Annotated in this window: 15 protein-coding genes and 1 pseudogene; 7 read left to right on the top strand and 9 right to left on the bottom strand. The window is 67.1% G+C overall.

The window, feature by feature from the left end; all coding sequences use genetic code 11:
* The first annotated feature begins 118 nt into the window (after positions 1 to 118).
* Positions 119 to 1,384, top strand: coding sequence for a TIGR03862 family flavoprotein (locus WNB94_RS07285; RefSeq protein WP_341389360.1), 1,266 nt, complete (start codon positions 119 to 121; stop codon positions 1,382 to 1,384).
* On the opposite strand, the gene WNB94_RS07280 is transcribed toward WNB94_RS07285, so the two are convergent.
* Positions 1,351 to 3,417: a molybdopterin-containing oxidoreductase family protein gene (locus WNB94_RS07280; protein ID WP_341389358.1), complete on the bottom strand. Its 2,067-nt coding sequence runs from the start codon at positions 3,415 to 3,417 to the stop codon at positions 1,351 to 1,353. The genes WNB94_RS07285 and WNB94_RS07280 overlap by 34 nt on opposite strands.
* Before the next feature lie 85 nt (positions 3,418 to 3,502).
* Here WNB94_RS07280 and WNB94_RS07275 point away from each other — a divergent pair, with 85 nt between their 5' ends.
* The gene (locus tag WNB94_RS07275) at positions 3,503 to 4,717 is read left to right on the top strand and encodes a methyltransferase (RefSeq protein ID WP_341389356.1); all 1,215 of its coding nucleotides are present in this window, start codon (positions 3,503 to 3,505) and stop codon (positions 4,715 to 4,717) included.
* On the opposite strand, the gene WNB94_RS07270 is transcribed toward WNB94_RS07275, so the two are convergent.
* A complete protein-coding gene (locus WNB94_RS07270; protein ID WP_341389354.1) occupies positions 4,704 to 6,266 on the bottom strand; it encodes a methyl-accepting chemotaxis protein in 1,563 nt (520 codons plus the stop codon). The two genes, WNB94_RS07275 and WNB94_RS07270, sit on opposite strands and share 14 nt — an antisense overlap.
* A gap of 308 nt (positions 6,267 to 6,574) precedes the next feature.
* Between WNB94_RS07270 and WNB94_RS07265 the strand changes: the two are divergent.
* Positions 6,575 to 8,098, top strand: a pseudogene (locus WNB94_RS07265) (esterase-like activity of phytase family protein); the annotation flags it as partial.
* Here the strand turns inward: WNB94_RS07265 and WNB94_RS07260 are convergent.
* Positions 8,071 to 8,820 (bottom strand): PEP-CTERM sorting domain-containing protein, encoded by a 750-nt coding sequence (locus WNB94_RS07260; RefSeq protein WP_341389352.1) that lies wholly within the window; start codon positions 8,818 to 8,820, stop codon positions 8,071 to 8,073. The pseudogene WNB94_RS07265 and the gene WNB94_RS07260 sit on opposite strands and share 28 nt — an antisense overlap.
* A gap of 210 nt (positions 8,821 to 9,030) precedes the next feature.
* Between WNB94_RS07260 and WNB94_RS07255 the strand changes: the two genes are divergently transcribed.
* Positions 9,031 to 9,219: a hypothetical protein gene (locus WNB94_RS07255; protein ID WP_341389350.1), complete on the top strand. Its 189-nt coding sequence runs from the start codon at positions 9,031 to 9,033 to the stop codon at positions 9,217 to 9,219.
* A 39-nt stretch (positions 9,220 to 9,258) separates the two neighbouring features.
* Here the strand turns inward: WNB94_RS07255 and WNB94_RS07250 are convergent, their stop codons facing one another.
* Positions 9,259 to 10,755, bottom strand: a complete 1,497-nt coding sequence (locus WNB94_RS07250; protein ID WP_341389348.1) for a M48 family metalloprotease — start codon at positions 10,753 to 10,755, stop codon at positions 9,259 to 9,261.
* An 88-nt stretch (positions 10,756 to 10,843) separates the two neighbouring features.
* Between WNB94_RS07250 and WNB94_RS07245 the strand changes: the two genes are divergently transcribed.
* Both WNB94_RS07245 and WNB94_RS07240 read left to right on the top strand, forming a co-directional pair.
* Complete coding sequence (locus WNB94_RS07245; protein WP_341389347.1) at positions 10,844 to 12,613, top strand: GGDEF domain-containing protein; 1,770 nt, start codon at positions 10,844 to 10,846, stop codon at positions 12,611 to 12,613.
* 8 nt (positions 12,614 to 12,621) lie between these two features.
* Positions 12,622 to 13,206, top strand: coding sequence for an IMPACT family protein (locus WNB94_RS07240; RefSeq protein ID WP_341389346.1), 585 nt, complete (start codon positions 12,622 to 12,624; stop codon positions 13,204 to 13,206).
* Positions 13,207 to 13,218: 12 nt separating this feature from the next.
* On the opposite strand, the gene WNB94_RS07235 is transcribed toward WNB94_RS07240, so the two are convergent.
* The 3 genes from WNB94_RS07235 to WNB94_RS07225 form a co-directional block, all read right to left on the bottom strand.
* Positions 13,219 to 15,330: a hypothetical protein gene (locus WNB94_RS07235; RefSeq protein WP_341389344.1), complete on the bottom strand. Its 2,112-nt coding sequence runs from the start codon at positions 15,328 to 15,330 to the stop codon at positions 13,219 to 13,221.
* A gap of 333 nt (positions 15,331 to 15,663) precedes the next feature.
* Positions 15,664 to 16,071: a YkgJ family cysteine cluster protein gene (locus tag WNB94_RS07230; RefSeq protein WP_341389343.1), complete on the bottom strand. Its 408-nt coding sequence runs from the start codon at positions 16,069 to 16,071 to the stop codon at positions 15,664 to 15,666.
* An 8-nt stretch (positions 16,072 to 16,079) separates the two neighbouring features.
* Complete coding sequence (locus WNB94_RS07225) at positions 16,080 to 16,874, bottom strand: DODA-type extradiol aromatic ring-opening family dioxygenase (RefSeq protein WP_341389342.1); 795 nt, start codon at positions 16,872 to 16,874, stop codon at positions 16,080 to 16,082.
* A 67-nt stretch (positions 16,875 to 16,941) separates the two neighbouring features.
* On the opposite strand from WNB94_RS07225, the gene WNB94_RS07220 reads away from it, so the two are divergent.
* A complete protein-coding gene (locus tag WNB94_RS07220; RefSeq protein ID WP_341389341.1) occupies positions 16,942 to 17,535 on the top strand; it encodes a mechanosensitive ion channel domain-containing protein in 594 nt (197 codons plus the stop codon).
* Positions 17,536 to 17,553: 18 nt separating this feature from the next.
* On the opposite strand, the gene WNB94_RS07215 is transcribed toward WNB94_RS07220, so the two are convergent.
* Both WNB94_RS07215 and WNB94_RS07210 read right to left on the bottom strand, forming a co-directional pair.
* The gene (locus tag WNB94_RS07215; protein ID WP_341389340.1) at positions 17,554 to 18,177 is read right to left on the bottom strand and encodes a trimeric intracellular cation channel family protein; all 624 of its coding nucleotides are present in this window, start codon (positions 18,175 to 18,177) and stop codon (positions 17,554 to 17,556) included.
* Positions 18,174 to 19,088 (bottom strand): LysR family transcriptional regulator, encoded by a 915-nt coding sequence (locus WNB94_RS07210; RefSeq protein WP_341389339.1) that lies wholly within the window; start codon positions 19,086 to 19,088, stop codon positions 18,174 to 18,176. The genes WNB94_RS07215 and WNB94_RS07210 overlap by 4 nt, the downstream gene beginning before the upstream one ends.
* Positions 19,089 to 19,143 lie beyond the last annotated feature (55 nt).

The raw sequence follows: 19,143 nt of genomic DNA, 5'->3' as shown, positions 1-19,143 counted from the left end.
TCTGGGGTGATCCTGTGTGTGCGTGGCGCGGGGCGTCAAACGCCGCTACCATCGCGACTTGTCCTTTTGGCTGTGGTCTGGCCGCAGCTGGTGCCCCTTGTCCATGTCCGATGCCCTCATGCCTGTCTCTTCCCCCCACGTCATCATTGTGGGAGGCGGGCCTGCAGGCCTGATGGCGGCCGAAACCCTTTTGCAAGGTGGCGCCCAGGTCGAGCTGTTCGACGCCATGCCCTCGGTGGGGCGCAAGTTCCTGCTGGCGGGGCGCGGGGGGCTCAACCTCACCCACGCTGAACCCTACGATCGTTTCGTGACGCGCTATGCCGAGCGCGCCGAGCGCGTGCGTCCCTGGCTGGATGGGTTTGGTCCGGAGGCCTTGCGCGAGTGGGTGCACGGCCTGGGCATCAGCACCTTCGTGGGCACCTCGGGCCGGGTGTTTCCCACCGACATGAAGGCCGCCCCCTTGCTGCGGGCGTGGTTGTCGCGCCTGCGTGCCGCGGGCCTGCGGGTGCACACCCGTCATCGCTGGCTGGGCTGGCAAGACGATGGTGGTCTGGTGTTCGATTCATCTGCGGGGCGCAGCACCCGTCGGGCCGACATCGTGGTGCTGGCCCTGGGCGGGGCCAGCTGGGCCCGGCTGGGCTCGGACGGCGCCTGGTGGCCGGTGCTGGCGCAGCGGGGGGTGGGGCTGGCGCCGCTCAAGCCCTCCAACTGTGGTTTCGAGGTGGCCGGTGGCTGGAGCCCCTTCCTGCGTGAGCGTTTTGCGGGGCAGCCGGTGAAGCCCGTGGTGGCCTCCATCAGCCTGCCCCATGGCGCCGCGCTGCGCCAGCAGGGCGAGTTCGTGCTGACCGACACGGGCGTGGAAGGCAGTCTGATCTACGCCCTGTCGGCCCGCCTGCGCGACGCCATCGAACGCGAGGGCCGCGTCACCCTGACGCTGGATCTTTTGCCCAACCACCGCCCCGAGCAGGTGCTGGAGCTGGTGCGTCGCCCCCGCGGCCCGCGCAGCTGGACCACGCACCTCAAGAGCGTGCTGGGTTTGCCGCCCTTGAAGCTGGCGTTGCTGCACGAAGTGCTGGGCCCACACGGGGTGGACGACGCCCTGAGGCTGGCGCTGGCCCTCAAGGCCTTGCCGTTGACGCTGGTGGCCACCCGGCCCGTGGACGAGGCCATCAGCACCGCCGGCGGCGTGCTGCTGGAGGCCATGACCCCTGAGGGCATGCTGCAGGCCCTGCCCGGGGTGTTTTGCTCTGGCGAGATGCTGGATTGGGAAGCCCCCACGGGCGGCTACCTGCTCACGGCCGCCTTGGCCCATGGGCGCTGGGTGGGGCAGGGCGCCCTGCGCTGGTGGGCTCAGGCCCGTGCCACCTCCACGGCACAGTCGTAAAACGTGGGCGCCTGGCCCAGGTCGGTCAGGTGCTGGCTGGTGAGCTCGTTCACATTGGTGCCCTTGGGGCCGTCCTTGCGCCACCAGATGCCCAGGCCATTGACCACGCCAGGGCGTGCGCGCGGGCCCACCACCGCCGTGCAGTGGTACTCGCCCCGGTCGTTGAACACCCGCACCGGGTCGCCATCGTGGATGCCGCGTGGCGCCGCATCGTCGGGGTGGATCTCCAGCACGGGCGTGCGTTCGATGTCGCGCAGGCTTTTCAGGTTGGCAAAGCTCGAATTCAAGAAGTTGCGCGCCGGCGGCGAGATCATGGCCAGGGGATGGCGGCCGCCGGCCTGAGGCGTTTCGTGGTTGGGCAGGAAGTCGGGCAGGCCATCCAGGCCTTGCACGGCCAGCCGCTCGCTGAACAACTCGAAGCGCCCCGACGGCGTCGGAAAGCCGCCTTGCGCAAACGGTGCATCCGGCACGGGCAGGGTCACATGGCCGTGGGCCAGTAACTGCTCGAAGTCGATCGCCCCGCCATAGGCCTGTCGGCACAGGGCCTCGTCGTCATCGGCAAAGCAGGGTTGGTCAAAACCCCAGGCGGGCCCCATGCGCTGCGCCAGGGCCCTGAAGATGGCGGTGTTGGGCCGGGCTTCGCCCACGGGCGCGATGGCTGGGCGGTTCAGCAGCACATCGGTGTGGCCATACGAGGCGTGCACATCCCAATGCTCCAGTTGGGTGGTGGCGGGCAGCACGTAGTCGGCCAGATCGGCCGTGTCGGTCATGAAGTGCTCCAGCACCACGGTGAACAGGTCGTCACGCATCAGGCCGCGCGCCACCTTGGCCGATTCAGGCGCCACCGCCAGCGGGTTGCTGTTGTAGACCACCAGGGCCTCGATGGGGCGCTGGGCGGTGTCGGGCTGCAGGCCCAGCAGCGCATCGCCGATGGTGGACATGTTGATGCTGCGCGGCAGCCGTTCGCCCAACAGATCGGGGCGCCCCAGCGCATCGCGCTGCACCGGGAAGTGGCCTGAAGCGCTCATCAGCAAGCCACCGGCGGCCTCGCGCCAGGCGCCGGTGAGGGCGGGCAGGCAGGCCACGGCCCGCACGGCGTTGCCACCCCCACGCGTGCGCTGCATGCCGTAGTTCAGGCGGATGGCTGCGGGCCGCGTGGTGCCCCAGGCCTGGGCCAGCTCGCGGATCACATCGGCTTCGATGCCGCACACCTGGGCGGCGCGCTCGGGCGTCCACTGCAGGGCGCGTTCGCGCAGCGCGGGCCAGCCCGTGGTGTGCTGGGCGATGTAGTCGTGGTCCAGCCAGTCGTGGGTGATCAGCTCGTGCATCATGGCCAGCGCCAGGGCCGCATCGGTGCCGGGCCGCAGGGCGATGTGCTGGTGGCACTTCTCGGCGGTTTCGGTGCGGCGTGGGTCGATGCACACCAGGCGCGCGCCACGGCGCTTGGCCTCTTGCGCATAGCGCCAGAAGTGCAGGCTGCTGCCCACGGGGTTGCCGCCCCAGATCAGGATGAGGTGGCTGTGCACGAACTGCTCCACCTTCATGCCCACCTTGGCGCCGATGCTGTGCACCAGCCCCATGCCGCCGGCCGAGGCGCAGATGGTGCGCTCCAGCAGCGAGGCGCCCAGTTGATGAAAGAAGCGGCGGTCCATGCTTTCGCCCTGCACCAGGCCCATGGTGCCGGCGTAGCTGTAGGGCAGGATGGCCTCGGGGTCGCGTGCGGCGATGGCGGCCAGCCGCTGGGCGATGTCGTCCAGGGCCTCATCCCAACTGACTTGAACGAACTGCCCCGAGCCCTTGGGGCCCACGCGCTTGAGCGGGTGCAGCACGCGATCAGGGTGGTAGGTGCGCTCGGTGTAGCGCGACACCTTGGTGCACAGCACACCGCCGGTTTGCGCATGGGCGGGGTCGCCCTGCACCTTGATGGCCACGCCGTCTTGCACGGTGGTCAGCAGGGCGCAGGTGTCGGGGCAGTCGTGCGGGCAGGCGCCACGGACGGTGACCGTGTGGGGTGGGGTGGTGGGCGTGCTCATCAGGGTGGCCGGTGGTGATGATCGTGCAGTGACTGTGGCACAGATTGCCGGTGAACGCTGCCATTCGCCGCTACCATGCCGCTGCATGAATGACCTTGACGCCCCCTGTGTGCACGTGACGCTGGACGGCCAGCCCTGCAGTCTGCGCTGGCTCAGCGAAACCGGTGCCCCGCCCCCCAAGACGGTGGTGCTGGCCGACGACACGATCTCGGCCGACCGGGCCTACCGGCTGGCGTGCGAAGGCACGGGCTTGCTGTGGCAGGGCGACTATCAGAATGCCAGGCAGTTGCTGCAGGCCCTGGGGCGCCGGATGGACAAACGCATGGACAAGCGTCCGCAGCGCAAGCCCGCGCCCGCAGTCGGGGCTGCCGATGGCCACGCCGACATCACCCAGGTCTTTCACCTGCACCGCAAGGCGCAGGCCGAGCGTGCGCGCATCTTGTCGCGGGTGTTGATCCCGCTGGAGGCGGACCACGGCATCCTGCTGCGCCGCGCGCCCGATGTGCGCCTGGCTTGCACCGAGGCTTATGGGCCCGCACAGGGCCCGGCGGTGGTGCCCTTGCGCGAGTTGCAAGGGGTGGTGGGAGCGCACGAGTGGCGCAAGAAAGGCGTGCCTGTGGCCGCGTTGGGCGGCGCACACATCCACCCCCACCATGGCGTGTTTTCGCCGGTGCGGGGTGAGTACCTTGACCTGGTGGCCCAGGCCCCTGTGCCTGCGGCCCTCGACCTGGCGGGCCCCGAGGCGGCCGCCTGGGACATTGGCACCGGCACGGGCGTGCTGGCCGCCGTGCTGCTGCGCCGGGGCGTGCCGCAGGTGGTGGCCACCGAGCTGGCGCCTCGCGCCCTGGCCTGCGCCGACGACAACCTGCGCCGCCTGGGCCTGCGTGAGCGCGTGCGCCTGACAGCATGCGACCTGTTTCCTCCGGCCGACGAGGGGTGCTCGGCCCTGATCGTGTGCAACCCGCCGTGGCTGCCTGGCAAGCCCAGCAGCGCGGTCGAGCAGGCAATCTACGACCCCGATCACCGCATGCTGCGTGGCTTTCTGAATGGCGTGGCGGCGCGCCTGCTGCCCGGCGGCGAGGCCTGGCTCATCTTGTCGGACCTGGCCGAGCACCTGGGCCTGCGGCCGCCGGGGCAGTTGCAGCAGTGGATCGAGCAGGCCGGCCTGCAGGTGCTGGGACGGCTGGACACCCGACCACGCCATGGCAAGGCGCAAGACCGCGACGACCCGCTGCACGCGGCGCGCTCGCGGGAGCTGACCTCGCTGTGGCGCCTGGGGGCGCGGCTCAACCCAACTTGAACACCTTGACGGTGTTGGCCAGTTCGCTGGCCTGGCTCTGAAGGTGCCCCGAGGCACTGGCGCTTTGCTGCACCAGGTCGGCGTTTTGCTGGGTGGTCTGGTTCAGCACCTGCAGCGCCTGCCCCACCTGCGAGATGCCCGACTGTTGCTCCACCGAGGCGTTGGTGATGCGGGTGATGAGCGTCGTCACCTGCTGCACCTGGGTGACGATCTCGTCCATCGCCTGGCCGGCGTTCTCCACCAGGGTGGAGCCGTTTTCCACCTTGCTCAGGCTGTTGTGGATGAGGTCCTTGATCTCGCGCGCGGCGTTGGCCGAGCGTTGCGCCAGCCCTCGCACCTCTGAAGCCACCACCGCAAAGCCGCGGCCCTGCTCACCGGCACGGGCGGCTTCCACGGCGGCGTTCAAGGCCAGGATGTTGGTCTGAAACGCGATGCCATCGATCACGCCAATGATGTCGGCGATCTTGCGCGACGATTCATGAATGTCGCGCATGGTTTGCACCACATCGCTGACCACCATCCCGCCCTTGGTGGCCGCTTGCGAGGCCTTGCCGGCCACCAGATTGGCCTGGGTGGCGGTTTCTGCGTTGGTCTCCACCGCCTGGGCCAATTGCTGTGTGGCACTGGCGGTTTGCTGCAGGCTGCTGGCCTGGGCCTCGGTGCGGCGGCTCAGGTCCGTGTTGCCCGAGGCGATCTGCGTGGTGCCCTCGGCCACGTTGCCGGCGGCCGCGCGCACTTGCCCCACCAGTCGGGACAGGTCTTGCTGCATGGCCCCCAGCGAGGCCAGCACACTGCCCTGGCGGGCGTGCCGCGCTTCGGCGATGGGCTGCAAATCGCCTTGCGCCATGCGCATCGTCACGGCCTCCAGTTGGGCAGGTTCGGCGCCCAGCTGGTTGAGCACACTGCGGCTGATGCGCCAGGCGGTGGGGCCGCTGACCAGCAGCGCCAGGGCCACGGTGCCCAGCATCACCATCAGGAAGCTGGAGGCCTGTTGCAGCGCCAGCTGGCCCTGCGCCTGGATTTGCGCCTCCTGGTGGTCGATGAGTCGGTTGATGGCCGCCAGCCACGCCTCGTACTGTGGTTTGGCGTCTTGCCACAGGCGTGCCTGCGCTTCATCGGCACGACCTTCTTCCAGCAGGCGCTGAATGGCCTGGGTGGTGCTCACCGTGCGTTGCTCAATGTCCTGAATGTCGGCGTAGAGCGCCTTGAGGGCCGGGTCGGCATCCGGGGCCTCGATCAAGGCCTCCAGCGGCGTGGCCGACTTGGCGTAGAAGCTGGCCAACTCGTTGATGCGCTCGGCCTCGCGCTGGCGATCGGCCGCATTCTGGGCCAGCACCTCGTCGCGGATGGCGATGGAGCGGTCGTGGGCCGAGCCCCGAAAGTTGATCGCGTAGCGCTGGATTGGCACATTGATCTGGCTGTTTTCTGTCAGGGCATGCCGGATGGAGGACACCTGCCGGGTGGCCACGGTGGTCACGGCCACCATCAGCACGATCAGCAGGCCAAAGCCCAGGTACAGCCGGTTGGCAATCGACATTCTTGCGAGCATGAAAAACTCCTCAGGTGAAGTGACAGCGCGCACGACCTGCTCGCATGGCCTGGCCGGCCCGGGTTCGTGACGCCTGACGCAGTATCGACACGGGTTTGTTCACCTTGATGCCCCATAAACACGGCTTAGACGCACCATTTCGATGCAGGCCTTCAGGCGAGGCTGCTTGTCCAATCCCTGTCAATGACCAGGGTCTGACACCGGCATGACATGGCACCGACACAGCGTTGACACATGGGGCCATCACGCTGTCGCCTGAGCCACCGACCAGGCTTTGGGCGTGGCGATCGTTTTTTGGAGCTCCTGTCATGACCCGCACGTCCACCCTCCGTCACTGGCGCCCCTTGCTGGGGGCCGCCGTCCTGGCCTGCCTGGCCTGGCCCGCATCGGCGCAAACCATCCAGGCCTCAGGCCGCAGCTTCACTGTTCAGGGGCTCGTGGGTGTGGGCACCTTGCCGGCCAACCTGCGCGACGAGCACGGTGAAACCTTTGGTTCGGTCTCGGGCCTCTTTGCCGACGCCAGCACCTGGCAGCGCGTGGGCAACAGCTACAGCGGCACCTTCCTCGTGTCGCCCGATCGCGGCTACAACATCGCCGGCACCATCGACTACGCACCGCGCCTGAACGAGCTGGCCGTGCAGTTCACCCCGGTGTCGACCGGCAGCGCAGGCCATGGGATTGGCCAGATCCAGCTGACCCTGACCCAGGCCACCCGCTTGTATGAAAGCCTGCCGGATGGGGGGCAACGCCTGTTCAGCGGGCTGGACCCGGTGCCCGGTGGCGTGGCTGCGGGCGGTGCACGCCCGGCCACCAGTGCCTGGCCCGAGTTGCCCCAGGCCAGCAACGGCAAGCTGTCGCTGGACGCCGAAGGCGTGGTCATCCTGCGCGATGGCTCGCGCCTGGTCAGCGATGAATACGGGCCGTCCATTTACCGATTCTCGGCGGCAGGCCAGTTCATGGGCGCCTTGCCTGTGGCCAGCTCGGTGCGTCCCATCCGCAATGGGGTGAGCGACTACAGCTCCAACAACCCCGGGCCTGGTCAGTTGGCACCCACACCGGGCAACCCGAGCTTTGGCCGCCAGAACAACCAGGGCTTTGAGGGGCTGTCTCTGTCGCCCGATGGCCAGACTTTGTTCGTCGCGCTGCAAAGCGCCGCCCGCCAGGACGGCGGCACGGGCGGCTCCAGCGCCACGCGCGACCACACGCGGCTCTTCACCTACGACATCAGCAACCTGGACGACGTGCAGATCACCGGTGAGTACGTGGTGCAGTTGCCGTCCTTCCAGCAAGGCAGCGGCACCCGCGTGGCCGCGCAAAGCGAGATCCTGGCGGTGTCCGACACCGAGCTGCTCATCCTGCCCCGTGACAGCAATGGCTTTGCCGTGGGCACCGAGCAGTCGCTGCTGCGCCGGGTGGACGTGATCGACCTCGATGGCGCCACCAACATCCTGGGCTCGGCCGACGAGGCCATCATCGCCCCGGGTGGCGTGCTCAAGGACGGGATCACGCCAGTGCAATACCAGGCCTGGCTGGACATCAACGACGCGGCCGAACTGGCGCGCTTCGGTCTGAGCAATGGCAACCTGCCGGGCCTGCGCAACCTGTCAGAAAAGTGGGAGGGCCTGGCGCTGCTGTCTGCGCAGGACCCGGACCACCCGGACGACTACTTCCTGTTCGTGGCCAACGACAACGACTTCGCCACCACCGATGGCTTTCACGCGGGCGAAGCTTATGCCGATGCCGTGGACATCGACACCATGTTCCTGGCTTACCGCGTGACCATCACCACCCCGGTGCCCGAGCCTCAGGCCTGGGCCCTGCTGCTGGCCGGCTTGGGGGTGGTGGCTGTGGCACGGCGCCGTGCGCGCCAGATCAGCCCCGTCAGTCCCGTGAGGGCCAGCGCCCAGGTGCTGGGTTCGGGCACGGGTGTCAGCACGAAGTTGTCCACGCCGATGCGCTGAGTGTTGCCCAGCTCGAACCGCACGCTGGTCTGATAAACGTCTTGCAGGGTCTGCGCCCATGACACGCTGCCTGCGCCATCGGCCAGGTCGGTCACCCAGCCGTTGGCCAGGGCTTCGGTGTCTGTCCAGTCGGCATCGAAGGTGACGGTGTAGGTGGTCCAGTCGGTGTCCAGCTTGTCGCTCAGCTGGTAACGCCAACCATTGAAGCCCGGGCTGCTGTAGCGCAGACGCAGCCAGGCATCCTGGGTCTTGGCGCCAAAGATGGCCTCCAGCAAGCGTTCTTCGGGCGTCAGCAGGCGACTCAGGTCCACCGACACCGTCCAGGCGCTGCCACTGAAGTCGCCCGTGGCGGCCGGCAGGGTGGTCAGCGCCGAGGTGCCAAACTGCGTGTCCAGGCGACTCACTTCGAGGTAGTCGCCCGGGTTGCTCACGGCGCTGGAGGTGGTGCCCGCGCTCCAGCCGGCCAGGCTGCCGTCGTTCCAGGTTTCGCTGTAGGCTTGCGCGGCCTGAGCGCTGGGCCCCCACGGGCTGGCCACGCCGGCCAGCGCCACGGCGACCGTCAAGGTGAGGGAAGGCAGGGACGTGGGCAGCATGGCGAACTCCTTTGCATGAACATGTGGCGTGCAGTATTCACGCCCGCGCCCGCGCTGCCCATGCCAAAGCTTAGGGATGGACCACCCCCTCATTCAAGGTTTTGTGGCGTCATGGCCGCATTGTTTGGCAGACGCCAAGGGGCCGCTTGTGCGATAGTGAATCCACGGTTTTGATCCATTCGGATCAGACACTGGCGAGAGGAGGTTGCCATGAAGCTGCTCGACGAGATGCTTGTGCTCCAGTTGCTCACGCCCGACCAGCACGCCGAAATCGGCGCGTGGGTGCGTGATGCCCGAACGCCAGAACGCATCCTCCAGATGCCGCCCCACCTGTGGAAGCTGGTGGAAGGCGCCAGTGCCTTGATGGACTGGGAGCCCCGGCAGGCGGCCTTGCACTGAGGGGCCGCACTGAGGCGGTGCCCGCCCGTGCGGGCCGGCTCAGCGCACCGTCTTCACCACCTGCCCCACGGCAGGCTGCCGGTTGGCGCCATACAGGCTGTTGATGAGCCGCAGATGGGCCTCGGCCTGGGGGCTCAGGGGTGATTGCCGTGCCAGTTCGGCAAACCCGCCCTTGGGAAATGCCACCGTGCGCACGCTCCAGGGTTGGGCTGCGCGGCGGTCGGCCGCCGTCATGGCCCTGAAGCTGCCCTCTGCGGCCTGCACCTGGGCCAGCGCGCCTTGCAAGGCCTGCGCGTTGCGCGCCACGTAGCGCAACAGGTAGGTGCGACCACCGGGGCCGCTGACCACGGTCGCGCGGGCCGCCGACTGGGCCCCTTGCGCCGTGCGCACCACACCGTTGAAGTGCGTGGCCTTCAGGCCATTGAGCGTGCGGGTGCTGGTCTGTCCGCTGACCGGCTGCAGCATCTGGCGAATCACGGCGCTGTGGTCGCTGCCGGCCTGCGCGGGCGCCAGCTGCATCACCAGCCCTGCATCGCCGGCGGCGTTCACCAGGGTGACGGCGTCGCTGCCATTGATCACCTTCCACCCCGCCGGGGCGGTCAGTGCCACGTCCAGCTCGGGGTGTAAAAACGCCTGTCCGCGCACCAGCCCTTGCGCCGGGCTGTCGCCAAAGCGCATGCCATTGATCGCATTGAGGTAACGGGTGCGGCCGTCGTCGGTGTACTGTCCCTTGTAAACATCGGCCACCGACAGGATGTGGGCCAGCCGCTGATCGTTGCTGGGGTGCGAGGCCAGCCAGCTTGGGCCACTGGGCGGCTGGCGCCCTTCGGCCCGCGCCAGTTCGGCGGCAAAGCGTTCCTGGTTTTTCAGCAAGGCGATCACGTCCACCATGTTGCGGGGGTCATACTGGGTGCGTGCCAGGTACTCGGCACCCAGTTGATCGGCCTGCAACTCCTGGTCGCGGCTGTACGAGGCGATGAAGCCCGCCGCCGCGGTTTGCGACACCTGGCTGGCCAGGTCGGTGGCGCCCCGCACGCCCTGGCCCTCCAGCACCGCGCCCAGCACGGTGGCCGCCAGCACGCCCAGACCCGCCGTCTGCTGGCGCGTGGCGCGCTGCGCCCCGTGGCGGGCCGTCACGTGGCCGATCTCGTGGCCCAGCACCCCGGCCAGCTCGGCCTCGCTGTCCATGTAGGCCATGATGCCCCGCGTCACGTACACATAGCCCCCTGGCAGGGCAAAGGCATTGATCTCGGGGCTGTCCAGCACCGTGAACGTCCAGCGCAGGTGCGCGCGGTGCGATTGCGCCGCCAGCTTCTGGCCGATGCCGTTCACATAGTTCTGCAGCGCGGCGTTGTCGTAGCGCCCGTACTCTTGCAGCACCTGCTGGTGGGCCTCTTGGCCGGCCTTCACCTCGGCCGCTTCGTCCATCACGGTGCGCTCGGTTTCGCCGGTCACCGGGTTGACCATGGGGGTGCCGCACCCCGCAATCAGGGTGGCACACAACAGGGTGATCAGGCGCAAGCGAGGGGCGAACATGGTCGACTCCGGGATTTTCAGATGAGAGAATCAGAGCCCGAAGGTTAGCGCACCCGCCCCCGTGCGCGGCCACCGGTGTTCACAACACATGCCTCAAGACAAGCGCTCACTCACATTGCGGGGGTGGTTTCGACTCATCGCCATCTGCCTGGTGCTGGCCATCCTGGTGGTGGTGTCGCGCCTCATGCTGCTTGAATGGCGGCAGTTCGATCGCGCAGAACAGGCCCAGCAGGCCGTGTCCCGCCTGCGGCTGGCCTTGCTGGCCTCTGAGATGGTGTCGCGAGAGCGTGGGCCCGCCAACGCCATGCTGGGGGCCGATGAGGCCCGCGGCACGGCCGCCCAGCGCGAGAGCCTGCACATCGCGCGCCTGCGCACCGACGTGGCCTATTCGCAGCTCAACGCCGTGCTGCGAGACACCGCCGTGACGGGCTCGTCGTACCGGGCGCGTCAGCAGGTGGCGGCCTTTCGGCTGGCCTTGACCCAGGCCCGCACCCGGGTCGATGCCCTGGCCGCCAAGCCCCGCGCGCTGCGCGAGCCAGGCGAGATCCGCGCCGCCGTGCAAGGCATGGTGCAACTGGTGCCCATGCTCACGCCCTCGGTCATGCTGTTTGCCGACATGGCCCAGCAGGCTGATCCCATGCTGGCGCCCAGCGTGCTGGGGGCGCGGCTGGCGGCCGAGCTGCGTGAATACGCCGGCCTGCTGGGCTCGCTGTTCACCCCGGCGCTCACCCGTCAAAGCCCCTTTCTGCCCGATGAACTGACGGGCATCCAGCAGGTCAAGGGCCGCATCGCCCAGCTGCACGACCTCTTGCACGTGCGCATGAGTCTGGGCGAGCATTCGCCCGGCGTTCTTCAAGCCCATGCCCGCATGGACCAGGACTACTTCGGGCAGGCCGGCGCCTTGTTGCGCGAGGTGCTGGACGCCGGCCACAGCCATGGCCTGTATCCGGTGGATGCCGGCCAGTTTGCCGCGCGTTATGTTCCGCCCATGGACGCCATCGTCGCCCTGCGCGATGTGCAGCTCACAGAAGCCGATGCCCGCAGCGCTGCGGCCCAGGCCCAGTCGCTGCGCACGATGGTGATGGTGGGCGCCATGACCGCCGTGGGCCTGGTGTTGCTGCTGTGGATGCTGCACATGGCCTACCGCCGTTTCGTCAACCCGCTGTCCCAGGCGGCCCAGGCCTTGCACGCCCTCGGTCGGGGTGACCTGAGCCACCCTCTGCCGGCGGGGCCCTCGTCGGAAGAGTTGGGGCAGATCGTGGTCGGCATCCAGACACTGCGGGTGGCCACCCAGTCGCGCGACGCGCTGGAAAAAGAACGCGATCAGCTGATCGACAGCCTGCGCGCCCAGTCGTCCACCGACTTCCTCACGGGCTTGCCCAACCGCCGCTCGTTTTTCGAGGTGGCCGAGGCCGAACTGGCACGCGCCCGTCGCCACGAGTTCAACGTGGTGGTCATGCTCATCGATGTGGACCACTTCAAGCGCGTCAACGACAGCGTGGGCCATGCCGGTGGCGACCATGCCCTGGTGGCCATTGGCCAGACGCTGCGCAACAGCATGCGCCAGGGTGATGTGGTGGCCCGCCTGGGCGGTGAAGAGTTCGTGGCCCTGCTGAGCTACTGCGAGCCCGAAGACGCCGAGCGGTTTGCCGATCGGCTGCGTGAAGCCGTGGGCAGCCAGTGGGTGGAGGTGGGTGACAACATCCCGCCGGTGCAACTGACGGTGAGCATCGGCCTGGCCGATGCCCGCACCCACGGCCTGGACCTGAACCGCCTGCTGGCCCGCGCCGATGACGCGCTGTACGCGGCCAAGGCCGCTGGCCGCAACGCCACCCGGGTGGCGCGTGTGCGGGCCTGAGGGCGACCATGCCCCTCACCTTGAGCGCGGCGGTTCACAGCGAACTGGTCATCAAGAAAAGCCGCTTCATTGGCTGTGTGCAGGCCGTGCCCGACCGCGCGGCGGCCCAGGCCATCGTGGCGGCGCTGTGGGCCGAACACCCCACCGCCACGCATGTGTGCTGGGCCTTGCTGGCGGGTGGGCAATCGGCGGCCGTGGACGATGGCGAACCCAGCGGCACCGCCGGGCGCCCCATGCTGGAAGTGCTGCGCCGGCAAGACCTGGAAGGCGTGCTGGCCACGGTGGTGCGTTACTACGGGGGCACGCCCTTGGGCGCGGGCGGTCTGGTGCGCGCCTACACCGACACCGTGGCCCAGGCCCTGCTGCAGGCCGAGAAGGTGCCCATCGTGCGCCGACGGGCGCTGGTGTGCGAGGCCCCGTATGCGCTGGAGGGCCTGGTGCGGCGAGAGCTGCAACTGGCCGGGGCCACCTTGACCGAGGTGCGCCATGGCGAGGCCGTGAGCTTTGACTTCGAGGTGGATGAGCCCCTTGCCTCAGGCTTGCAGCAGCGCCTCAATGAGGCGGCGCATGGGCGATTGAGTTGGCTGGATTGAGTGGTCGATAGGTTAAGGGGTTGAGAGCATCAACTGATCAAAGACCAGCCTCAAGCCGTCGCTCGATAGTCGCATTTCGCCCGGTTTGACGTAAGGTCCCGCCATGACGGTGGCGACGTCGGTCCATGCAGGCGCCGTGGCGCGTCTGTCCAGACGCTTGATCTTCGCCATTCCGGAGTTGCCCCAATATATGGCACCGTATATGACATCAGCATCACTGGCTTCGACGTCATAGACAAGGGCGTCGGGCTCGATGGAGAAGTGCGGGATAGTGTATTTGAGGCTTAGGCCGTCAACGCACGTGATGATTGTGCTGCCGGTGGAAGCGCCGCACAGTTCATCGCCCGACAGCACAACGGCCAGATCAGACAGTCCTTGAGTTGACGGCCACTGGATGTAGTCAGAGGCTGTGAGCACATAGACCTCGCCGCTGGCGGTTTTTCTGAAAGCCAGTCTGTGCCCGATCCGAATGCCTGACCACCTGCTCAACAGATGGTAGCCGACGTCTCCGGCGCGGCTGACGGCGTATCGATCGATACCCATCAGGCCATTCATCATGCCTGCCAGACGACCCGTATCCGGTTCCAGGAACATGGTGCCATGGCAGTTGGACTGCACCAAGTAAGCGGTGTTTTCAACACGAACCTGGAGCATGAGCGGGAAACCGTCATATTCGCCAGTGCTGTTGCTGGCATCGAGTCGATTGCATTTGTAGCGGTTGATCAACTCCAAGCGCTCGCCATCGAACACGTGGGTAGTGTATTGCGAGTCATAGACGTAAAGCCGCTGCCCATCGTCCGACGGCAGTACCTGCCAGACTGGGTTGTCAAAGGTCAGTGTGCGTTCTGTCTGGCCTGAGTACACGTTCACTGCCAGCACCTGTTTGTCCTTCGGGACGTACAACCATGGCCTGAGCGGATCGGCCACTCGTTGCATGTAATAAGGTGACGTCTTGCTGGCACCTGTGCCGGAGGCCAGTTCGCTGGCAGGGGTTGCTGTCGAGACGAAGAGCCCGACCTTGACGGGCACAGAAACATTGTCCGGATGCCCCGGCGAGCTCAGCGTGACCGTTGCGTAGTGCATGCCGGTTGACAGCCCCGCGGGCGAGGCGTTCAGTGACAGCACGCCATTCGCTGTGTCCGTGAAGACGTTCAACCAATGGGCGTCCGTTTCTGCGATCCAATCGCCATCAGAGCCTGACGGCGGGGTCACGCTTATGTTGTGCGAAAGACGACTGTGTCCGGGGGCTTGAGTGAAGGCCACCGCGCGCTGAGAGACCGAAAGCGGTGTTGGTGGCGTTTCGCGACGAATGGTGTACTCGACCTGAATTTGCTTGGGACTGCCAGGTACCTGACTCTTGCAAGAGGTGTCGTAGCACGCATAGACCTTGATGGTGTCTTTGTACGTGCCAGGGCTCGGGGAGCGGTTGTAGTTTGCGGCTTTAAGGCCGAACCAAATAAAACCGCTGGTGGTTGTGCGGGCTTGGCGGGCGCCAGCCCACGCGACGGCAGCGTCGTTGTGCTCGACGTAGAACGTGACCGGTGCATTGGCACCCACCACACTTCCCCATACGATTTGAGGGGCTGGTTCCTCTCCCTCTTCCACGGTCACGGCGATGCTGGTGGTTTCCAGGTTGAATCCTGCCGCGGTACTCACCCGGTGGCAAACCACCTGTAATGTGGTCTCCGGAAGGTCTCCAACATGGCCGAGCACTTCACAGGCTTGCCCGACAGGTTGTTGACCAACAACCACGTAGCCGTTGACGCTGCCACCAGCAGAGACGGTGGGCGCGCGTTCAAACGCGAATGACTTGGCCGTAGACGGTACGATGCTGGTTTCCAGCACTTCCCCATCGTTAGATAACAATTGAAGGTGCAGGCCTGAAGCGCTCAATCCAGAGATTGATCCTAAAACGACTGGCAGCGTTGGCAATGCCAGTGGATCGATCTTGAGGTCTTCGCAAACCACCTTGGCTGTGGGCGGCGCGGCGCTGCTGACGACGCCTTCACCCCCCTCTGTGACTCCGCACGTTTGATATCGCGGGTTGCGGCGCACCTCAATGGAATAGCGTTCCCCCTTCTTAACTGATGTGGGGAAGCGGGCGATGCGATCCGCGTTGACCACAATGTCCTGCGAGCCATTGAGGGTCAGGATGAGTGAGGGTTGAGTGAGACCTTCGACGTGGGCGCCCGCAGAGACCCAAATACCTTGTGCGGTCTCTGTTGTCTCCGCAGACGGCCGGGTTGAGTCTCCGCTGTCTGGAGTATCGCCCCCACCACCGCCGCATGCCGTCAATAGGCACGCCAGTGCTGCCAAGCACGCGCGGTGCCACCATCCCCTAAACTTTTTATGCATGATCAGTACTACCCGATTGATGTCAGACGTATTCTGAAACGTTAGGCGTGCGAGTGAGCGCTCGGCTCACCCCGTGTCCGGGGGGGCTGGTGTCGGAGCGCCTCAGGTCGTTTTGTCGACGCGGGCCCCATACGGGCAATACCCCGGCCGAGGCCCCACCTGCGGGTGCTTGCGGCAGGTGTCGGGGCGGCGCTCGTACACCGTGCAGCGCCGTGAGCGGGCGTCCAGGTACTGGCAGTCACCGCTGGCGCGGCGCGCCATCGTGAAGATGCCGTGCTTGATGTTGAAACGGTCGATGGCCCCAATCTTCAGAAGGCGCTTGGCAATCTGCTTGGGCTCTTCATGGTCGGCCTCGAAGGGGTCGACCAGGCCCAGGCGCACCAGGTCGGGCAGCTTCACTTCCAGTGGCATGGTGCAGCAGTTGGCGGCGCAGCGGTCGCACAGGCCAGGGCGGTAGCGCGACCAGGTCTCGACGCGGTCCACGTCGACGATGTGGATGGATGAGCGCATGGTCTGGTTCAGCCAAATCGGTACGAGCCCATGTCCACCGCCAGCGCATGCTCCAGCAGCACGCGCTGCCCGGGGTCGTCACCGGCGGCGCCCGCCACCACCATCAGGGGCAGCAGGTGGTCTTCACGCGGATGGGCCTGGCGGGCGCCGGGCGCTTGTGTCCAGTTCATCAAGGCCTGGTGGCGCGTGGCGGCCGAAGGCATGGTGACGACCTCGTGCAGAAAGTGCTCGAAGGCCTGGGCGACGGGTGTGGACGATGGTTGGCCGAAGCCGCGCATGTTGTGGAAGGTCAGCCCGCTGCCCACGATCAGCACGCCCTCGTCGCGCAGGGGCGCGATGGCCTCGCCGGCCTTCAGGTGGGACGCCACGTCGTAGCCGTGCTTCAAGGACAGCAGCACCACCGGCACATCGGCCTGGGGGAACATGAAGTGCAAGGGCACGAAGGTGCCATGGTCGTAACCCCGGGTGGGGTCGCCCACGCACGACAGGCCATGCGCCTGCATCAGGCTCATCACGCGCGCCGCCAAGGCGGGGTGGCCCGGCGCCGGGTATTGCAGCGCGTAGGTGTGCGGCGGAAAACCGCTGTAGTCGTAGTCCATGGGCGGGTGCTCGCCCGTGGACACGGCAAAGCCGGGGGCTTCCCAGTGACCGGTGATCATCAGCACGGCCTTGGGGCGCTGCGGCAAGGTGCCGGGGATGGCCGAAAACGCCTGCGCCGATCGCGCAAACAGATCACGCATGCCGTCCACCCAGGGCCAGGGGCCACCGCCGTGGGACAAGAAGTAGGTGGGAAGTCGGCTCATGGTGTGCAGCGCATGTTCAGGCGATATTGTCGGCCCAAGCGGCCACTAGAATGACCTGATGCCCCTCATGCCCATTCAACGCATCAAAGCCATGCTGCCCGCCTGGGCCGACCCCTGGTTCGACCTCATCGTGCTGGGCGCGCAGGTGGTGCTGATCGTTCTGGTGGCCCTGTTGGTGCGCCGCTTGCTGCACCGTTTCGTGCTGCGCCTGGCTGACAAATACCGACTGCCGCTGGAGCTGGCGGTGGGCGCTCGCCGGGTCGGGGGCTTCGTCATTTTCGCCAGTGTGGTGCTGCTCATCCTGGACCGCTTTGGCGTCTCTGGCACGGTGCTGTGGACGGCGTTCACGGGCTTTGCCACCGTGGCGGCCGTGGCGTTTTTTGCGGCCTGGAGCGTGCTGTCCAACATCTTTTGTTCGATGCTGCTGTTCACCACCCGGCCATTCCGCCTGCAAGACCACATCGAGTTGCTGGAAGGTGGAGAAAAGCCCGGCGTGGGCGGCGAGGTCATGGACATCAACCTGATCTACACCACCCTGCGTGAGCCCGCCACAGAGGGCGAGGCCCCTGCGGTGCTGCGCGTGCCCAACAGCCTGTTTTTCCAACGCATGGTGCGGGTGCGGGCGGTGCCGCACGACAGCGATCTGTTCTCAGCCGATTGATGGGGCTGCGCGCCAGGTTCATGGTCCAGCAGACCATCGCGGCAGCGTATAGCCCGTCCACAGCGCCGCGATGCGCAACAAGGCGCTGACCAGGCCCCCGGCCAGCATGGCCTGCCAGGGCTCGGCGCCCAACCAGGGCAGGGCCACCACCACCCAGGCCCCCACGAAGGCGCAGACGGCATAAGGCCGATGGTCGCGCAGCAGGGCCGGGATCTCGTTGCACACGATGTCGCGCAGCACACCGCCAAAGGTGGCGGTGATCACGCCCATCAGCACCGCCACCAGGGCGGGCGACCCCGCCTGCAGTGCGATCTGCGTGCCACTGGCCGTGAACAGGCCCAGGCCCAGCGCGTCGGGCCATTGCATGGCGCGCTCGGTGGGGGCCACGTGCTGTGTGCGCATGAAGAGCATCACGGTGGCGCACAGCGCCAGCAAGCCCCACAGCCACACCGCGTTCTCTACCCAGAAAAAGGGGCGCCGGTCCAGCAGCACGTCCCGCAGGGTGCCGCCGCCAAACGCCGCCAGTCCGGCCACCACGCACACGCCCACCGCATCCAGGCGTTTGCGTGCGGCCTCGAACACGCCTGACAGGGCGAAGGCGATCATGGCAGCCACTTCGATGGCCGTGAGCAGGTGGTTCATGGGGCGGTGGTCCTGAGGGGCGCGCGTTCGCCGAGCGCGTTGGCGATCTGAGCCAGATTCTGCACGGTGGGGGTGTTGCAGTGGTGCGGCCAGGCCAGTGCCAGACTGGCCTTGGGGGCCGTGCCGTGGATGCCCAGGTAGCGCACGCCAGGCAGCTGGATCTGTGTCAGCGAATCAGGCACCACCGAGACCCCCATGCCGGCGGCCACCAGGTTGATCACCGACGACAGCTGCAGGGTTTCGGGACCGCGCAGCGGCTCGAAGCCAGCGTCTCGACAGGCCTGCACCACGGCATCGTGCAGGCCCGGGCCCACCGAACGCGGGAACAGCACAAATGGCTCTTTGGCCAGGCGGTGCAGGGCGATGCGGCGTTGCCCGGCCAGGGGGTGGCTGGCGGGCAGCACCACTTTCATGGGCTCGTCCTTGAAGGGTTGCAGCCGCAGTGCGCCGGGCGCCTGGCCGCCGGGGCGCACAAAGGCGGCATCCAGGGTGCCGGACAAGAGCGCCTCACTCAGCCGCGTGGTGTTGCTTTCTTCCAGCAGCACCTGCACCTCGGGCCAGGCCGACCGAAAGGCCTGCAAGGAGCCCGTCACGACGGGGTGGAAGGCGGCCGAGGTGGTGAAGCCCACCCGCAGCGTGCCGGTGTGCCCCTGGGCGGCGCGCAGGGCGGCCTGTCGGGCGTCCTGCGCCGCCTGCAGGCTGCGTTGTGCCTCGGTGCGAAAGGCCATCCCTGCGGCGGTCAGCGTCATGCCCTGCGAGGTGCGTTCGAACAAGGTCACGCCCACCATGCGCTCCAGCTCTTTGATCTGCTGGCTCAAGGGGGGCTGACTGATGTGCAGGCGCTCGGCGGCCCGTGTGACGCTGCCCTCGTCGGCCACCGTCAGAAAGTAGCGCAGGTGTCGAAGCTCCATGGATATACGCAGTACATATGAAAGTATCTCTGACAATATATTGGACGTATTCACG

Origin of the sequence: Aquabacterium sp. A3 (assembly GCF_038069945.1) — a bacterium.
In the GTDB taxonomy this organism is placed as follows: Bacteria; Pseudomonadota; Gammaproteobacteria; order Burkholderiales; family Burkholderiaceae_C; genus Aquabacterium.
This window is presented reverse-complemented; position numbering and strand designations above follow the sequence as displayed.

Bases quoted from the DNA above. Each gene is read 5' to 3' on its own strand.
- WNB94_RS07285 (WP_341389360.1), top strand. From the start codon at position 119: ATGCCTGTCTCTTCCCCCCACGTCATCATTGTGGGAGGCGGGCCTGCA.
- WNB94_RS07280 (WP_341389358.1), bottom strand. From the start codon at position 3,417: ATGAGCACGCCCACCACCCCACCCCACACGGTCACCGTCCGTGGCGCC.
- WNB94_RS07275 (WP_341389356.1), top strand. From the start codon at position 3,503: ATGAATGACCTTGACGCCCCCTGTGTGCACGTGACGCTGGACGGCCAG.
- WNB94_RS07270 (WP_341389354.1), bottom strand. From the start codon at position 6,266: ATGCTCGCAAGAATGTCGATTGCCAACCGGCTGTACCTGGGCTTTGGC.
- WNB94_RS07260 (WP_341389352.1), bottom strand. From the start codon at position 8,820: ATGCTGCCCACGTCCCTGCCTTCCCTCACCTTGACGGTCGCCGTGGCG.
- WNB94_RS07255 (WP_341389350.1), top strand. From the start codon at position 9,031: ATGAAGCTGCTCGACGAGATGCTTGTGCTCCAGTTGCTCACGCCCGAC.
- WNB94_RS07250 (WP_341389348.1), bottom strand. From the start codon at position 10,755: ATGTTCGCCCCTCGCTTGCGCCTGATCACCCTGTTGTGTGCCACCCTG.
- WNB94_RS07245 (WP_341389347.1), top strand. From the start codon at position 10,844: ATGCCTCAAGACAAGCGCTCACTCACATTGCGGGGGTGGTTTCGACTC.
- WNB94_RS07240 (WP_341389346.1), top strand. From the start codon at position 12,622: ATGCCCCTCACCTTGAGCGCGGCGGTTCACAGCGAACTGGTCATCAAG.
- WNB94_RS07230 (WP_341389343.1), bottom strand. From the start codon at position 16,071: ATGCGCTCATCCATCCACATCGTCGACGTGGACCGCGTCGAGACCTGG.
- WNB94_RS07225 (WP_341389342.1), bottom strand. From the start codon at position 16,874: ATGAGCCGACTTCCCACCTACTTCTTGTCCCACGGCGGTGGCCCCTGG.
- WNB94_RS07220 (WP_341389341.1), top strand. From the start codon at position 16,942: ATGCCCATTCAACGCATCAAAGCCATGCTGCCCGCCTGGGCCGACCCC.
- WNB94_RS07215 (WP_341389340.1), bottom strand. From the start codon at position 18,177: ATGAACCACCTGCTCACGGCCATCGAAGTGGCTGCCATGATCGCCTTC.
- WNB94_RS07210 (WP_341389339.1), bottom strand. From the start codon at position 19,088: ATGGAGCTTCGACACCTGCGCTACTTTCTGACGGTGGCCGACGAGGGC.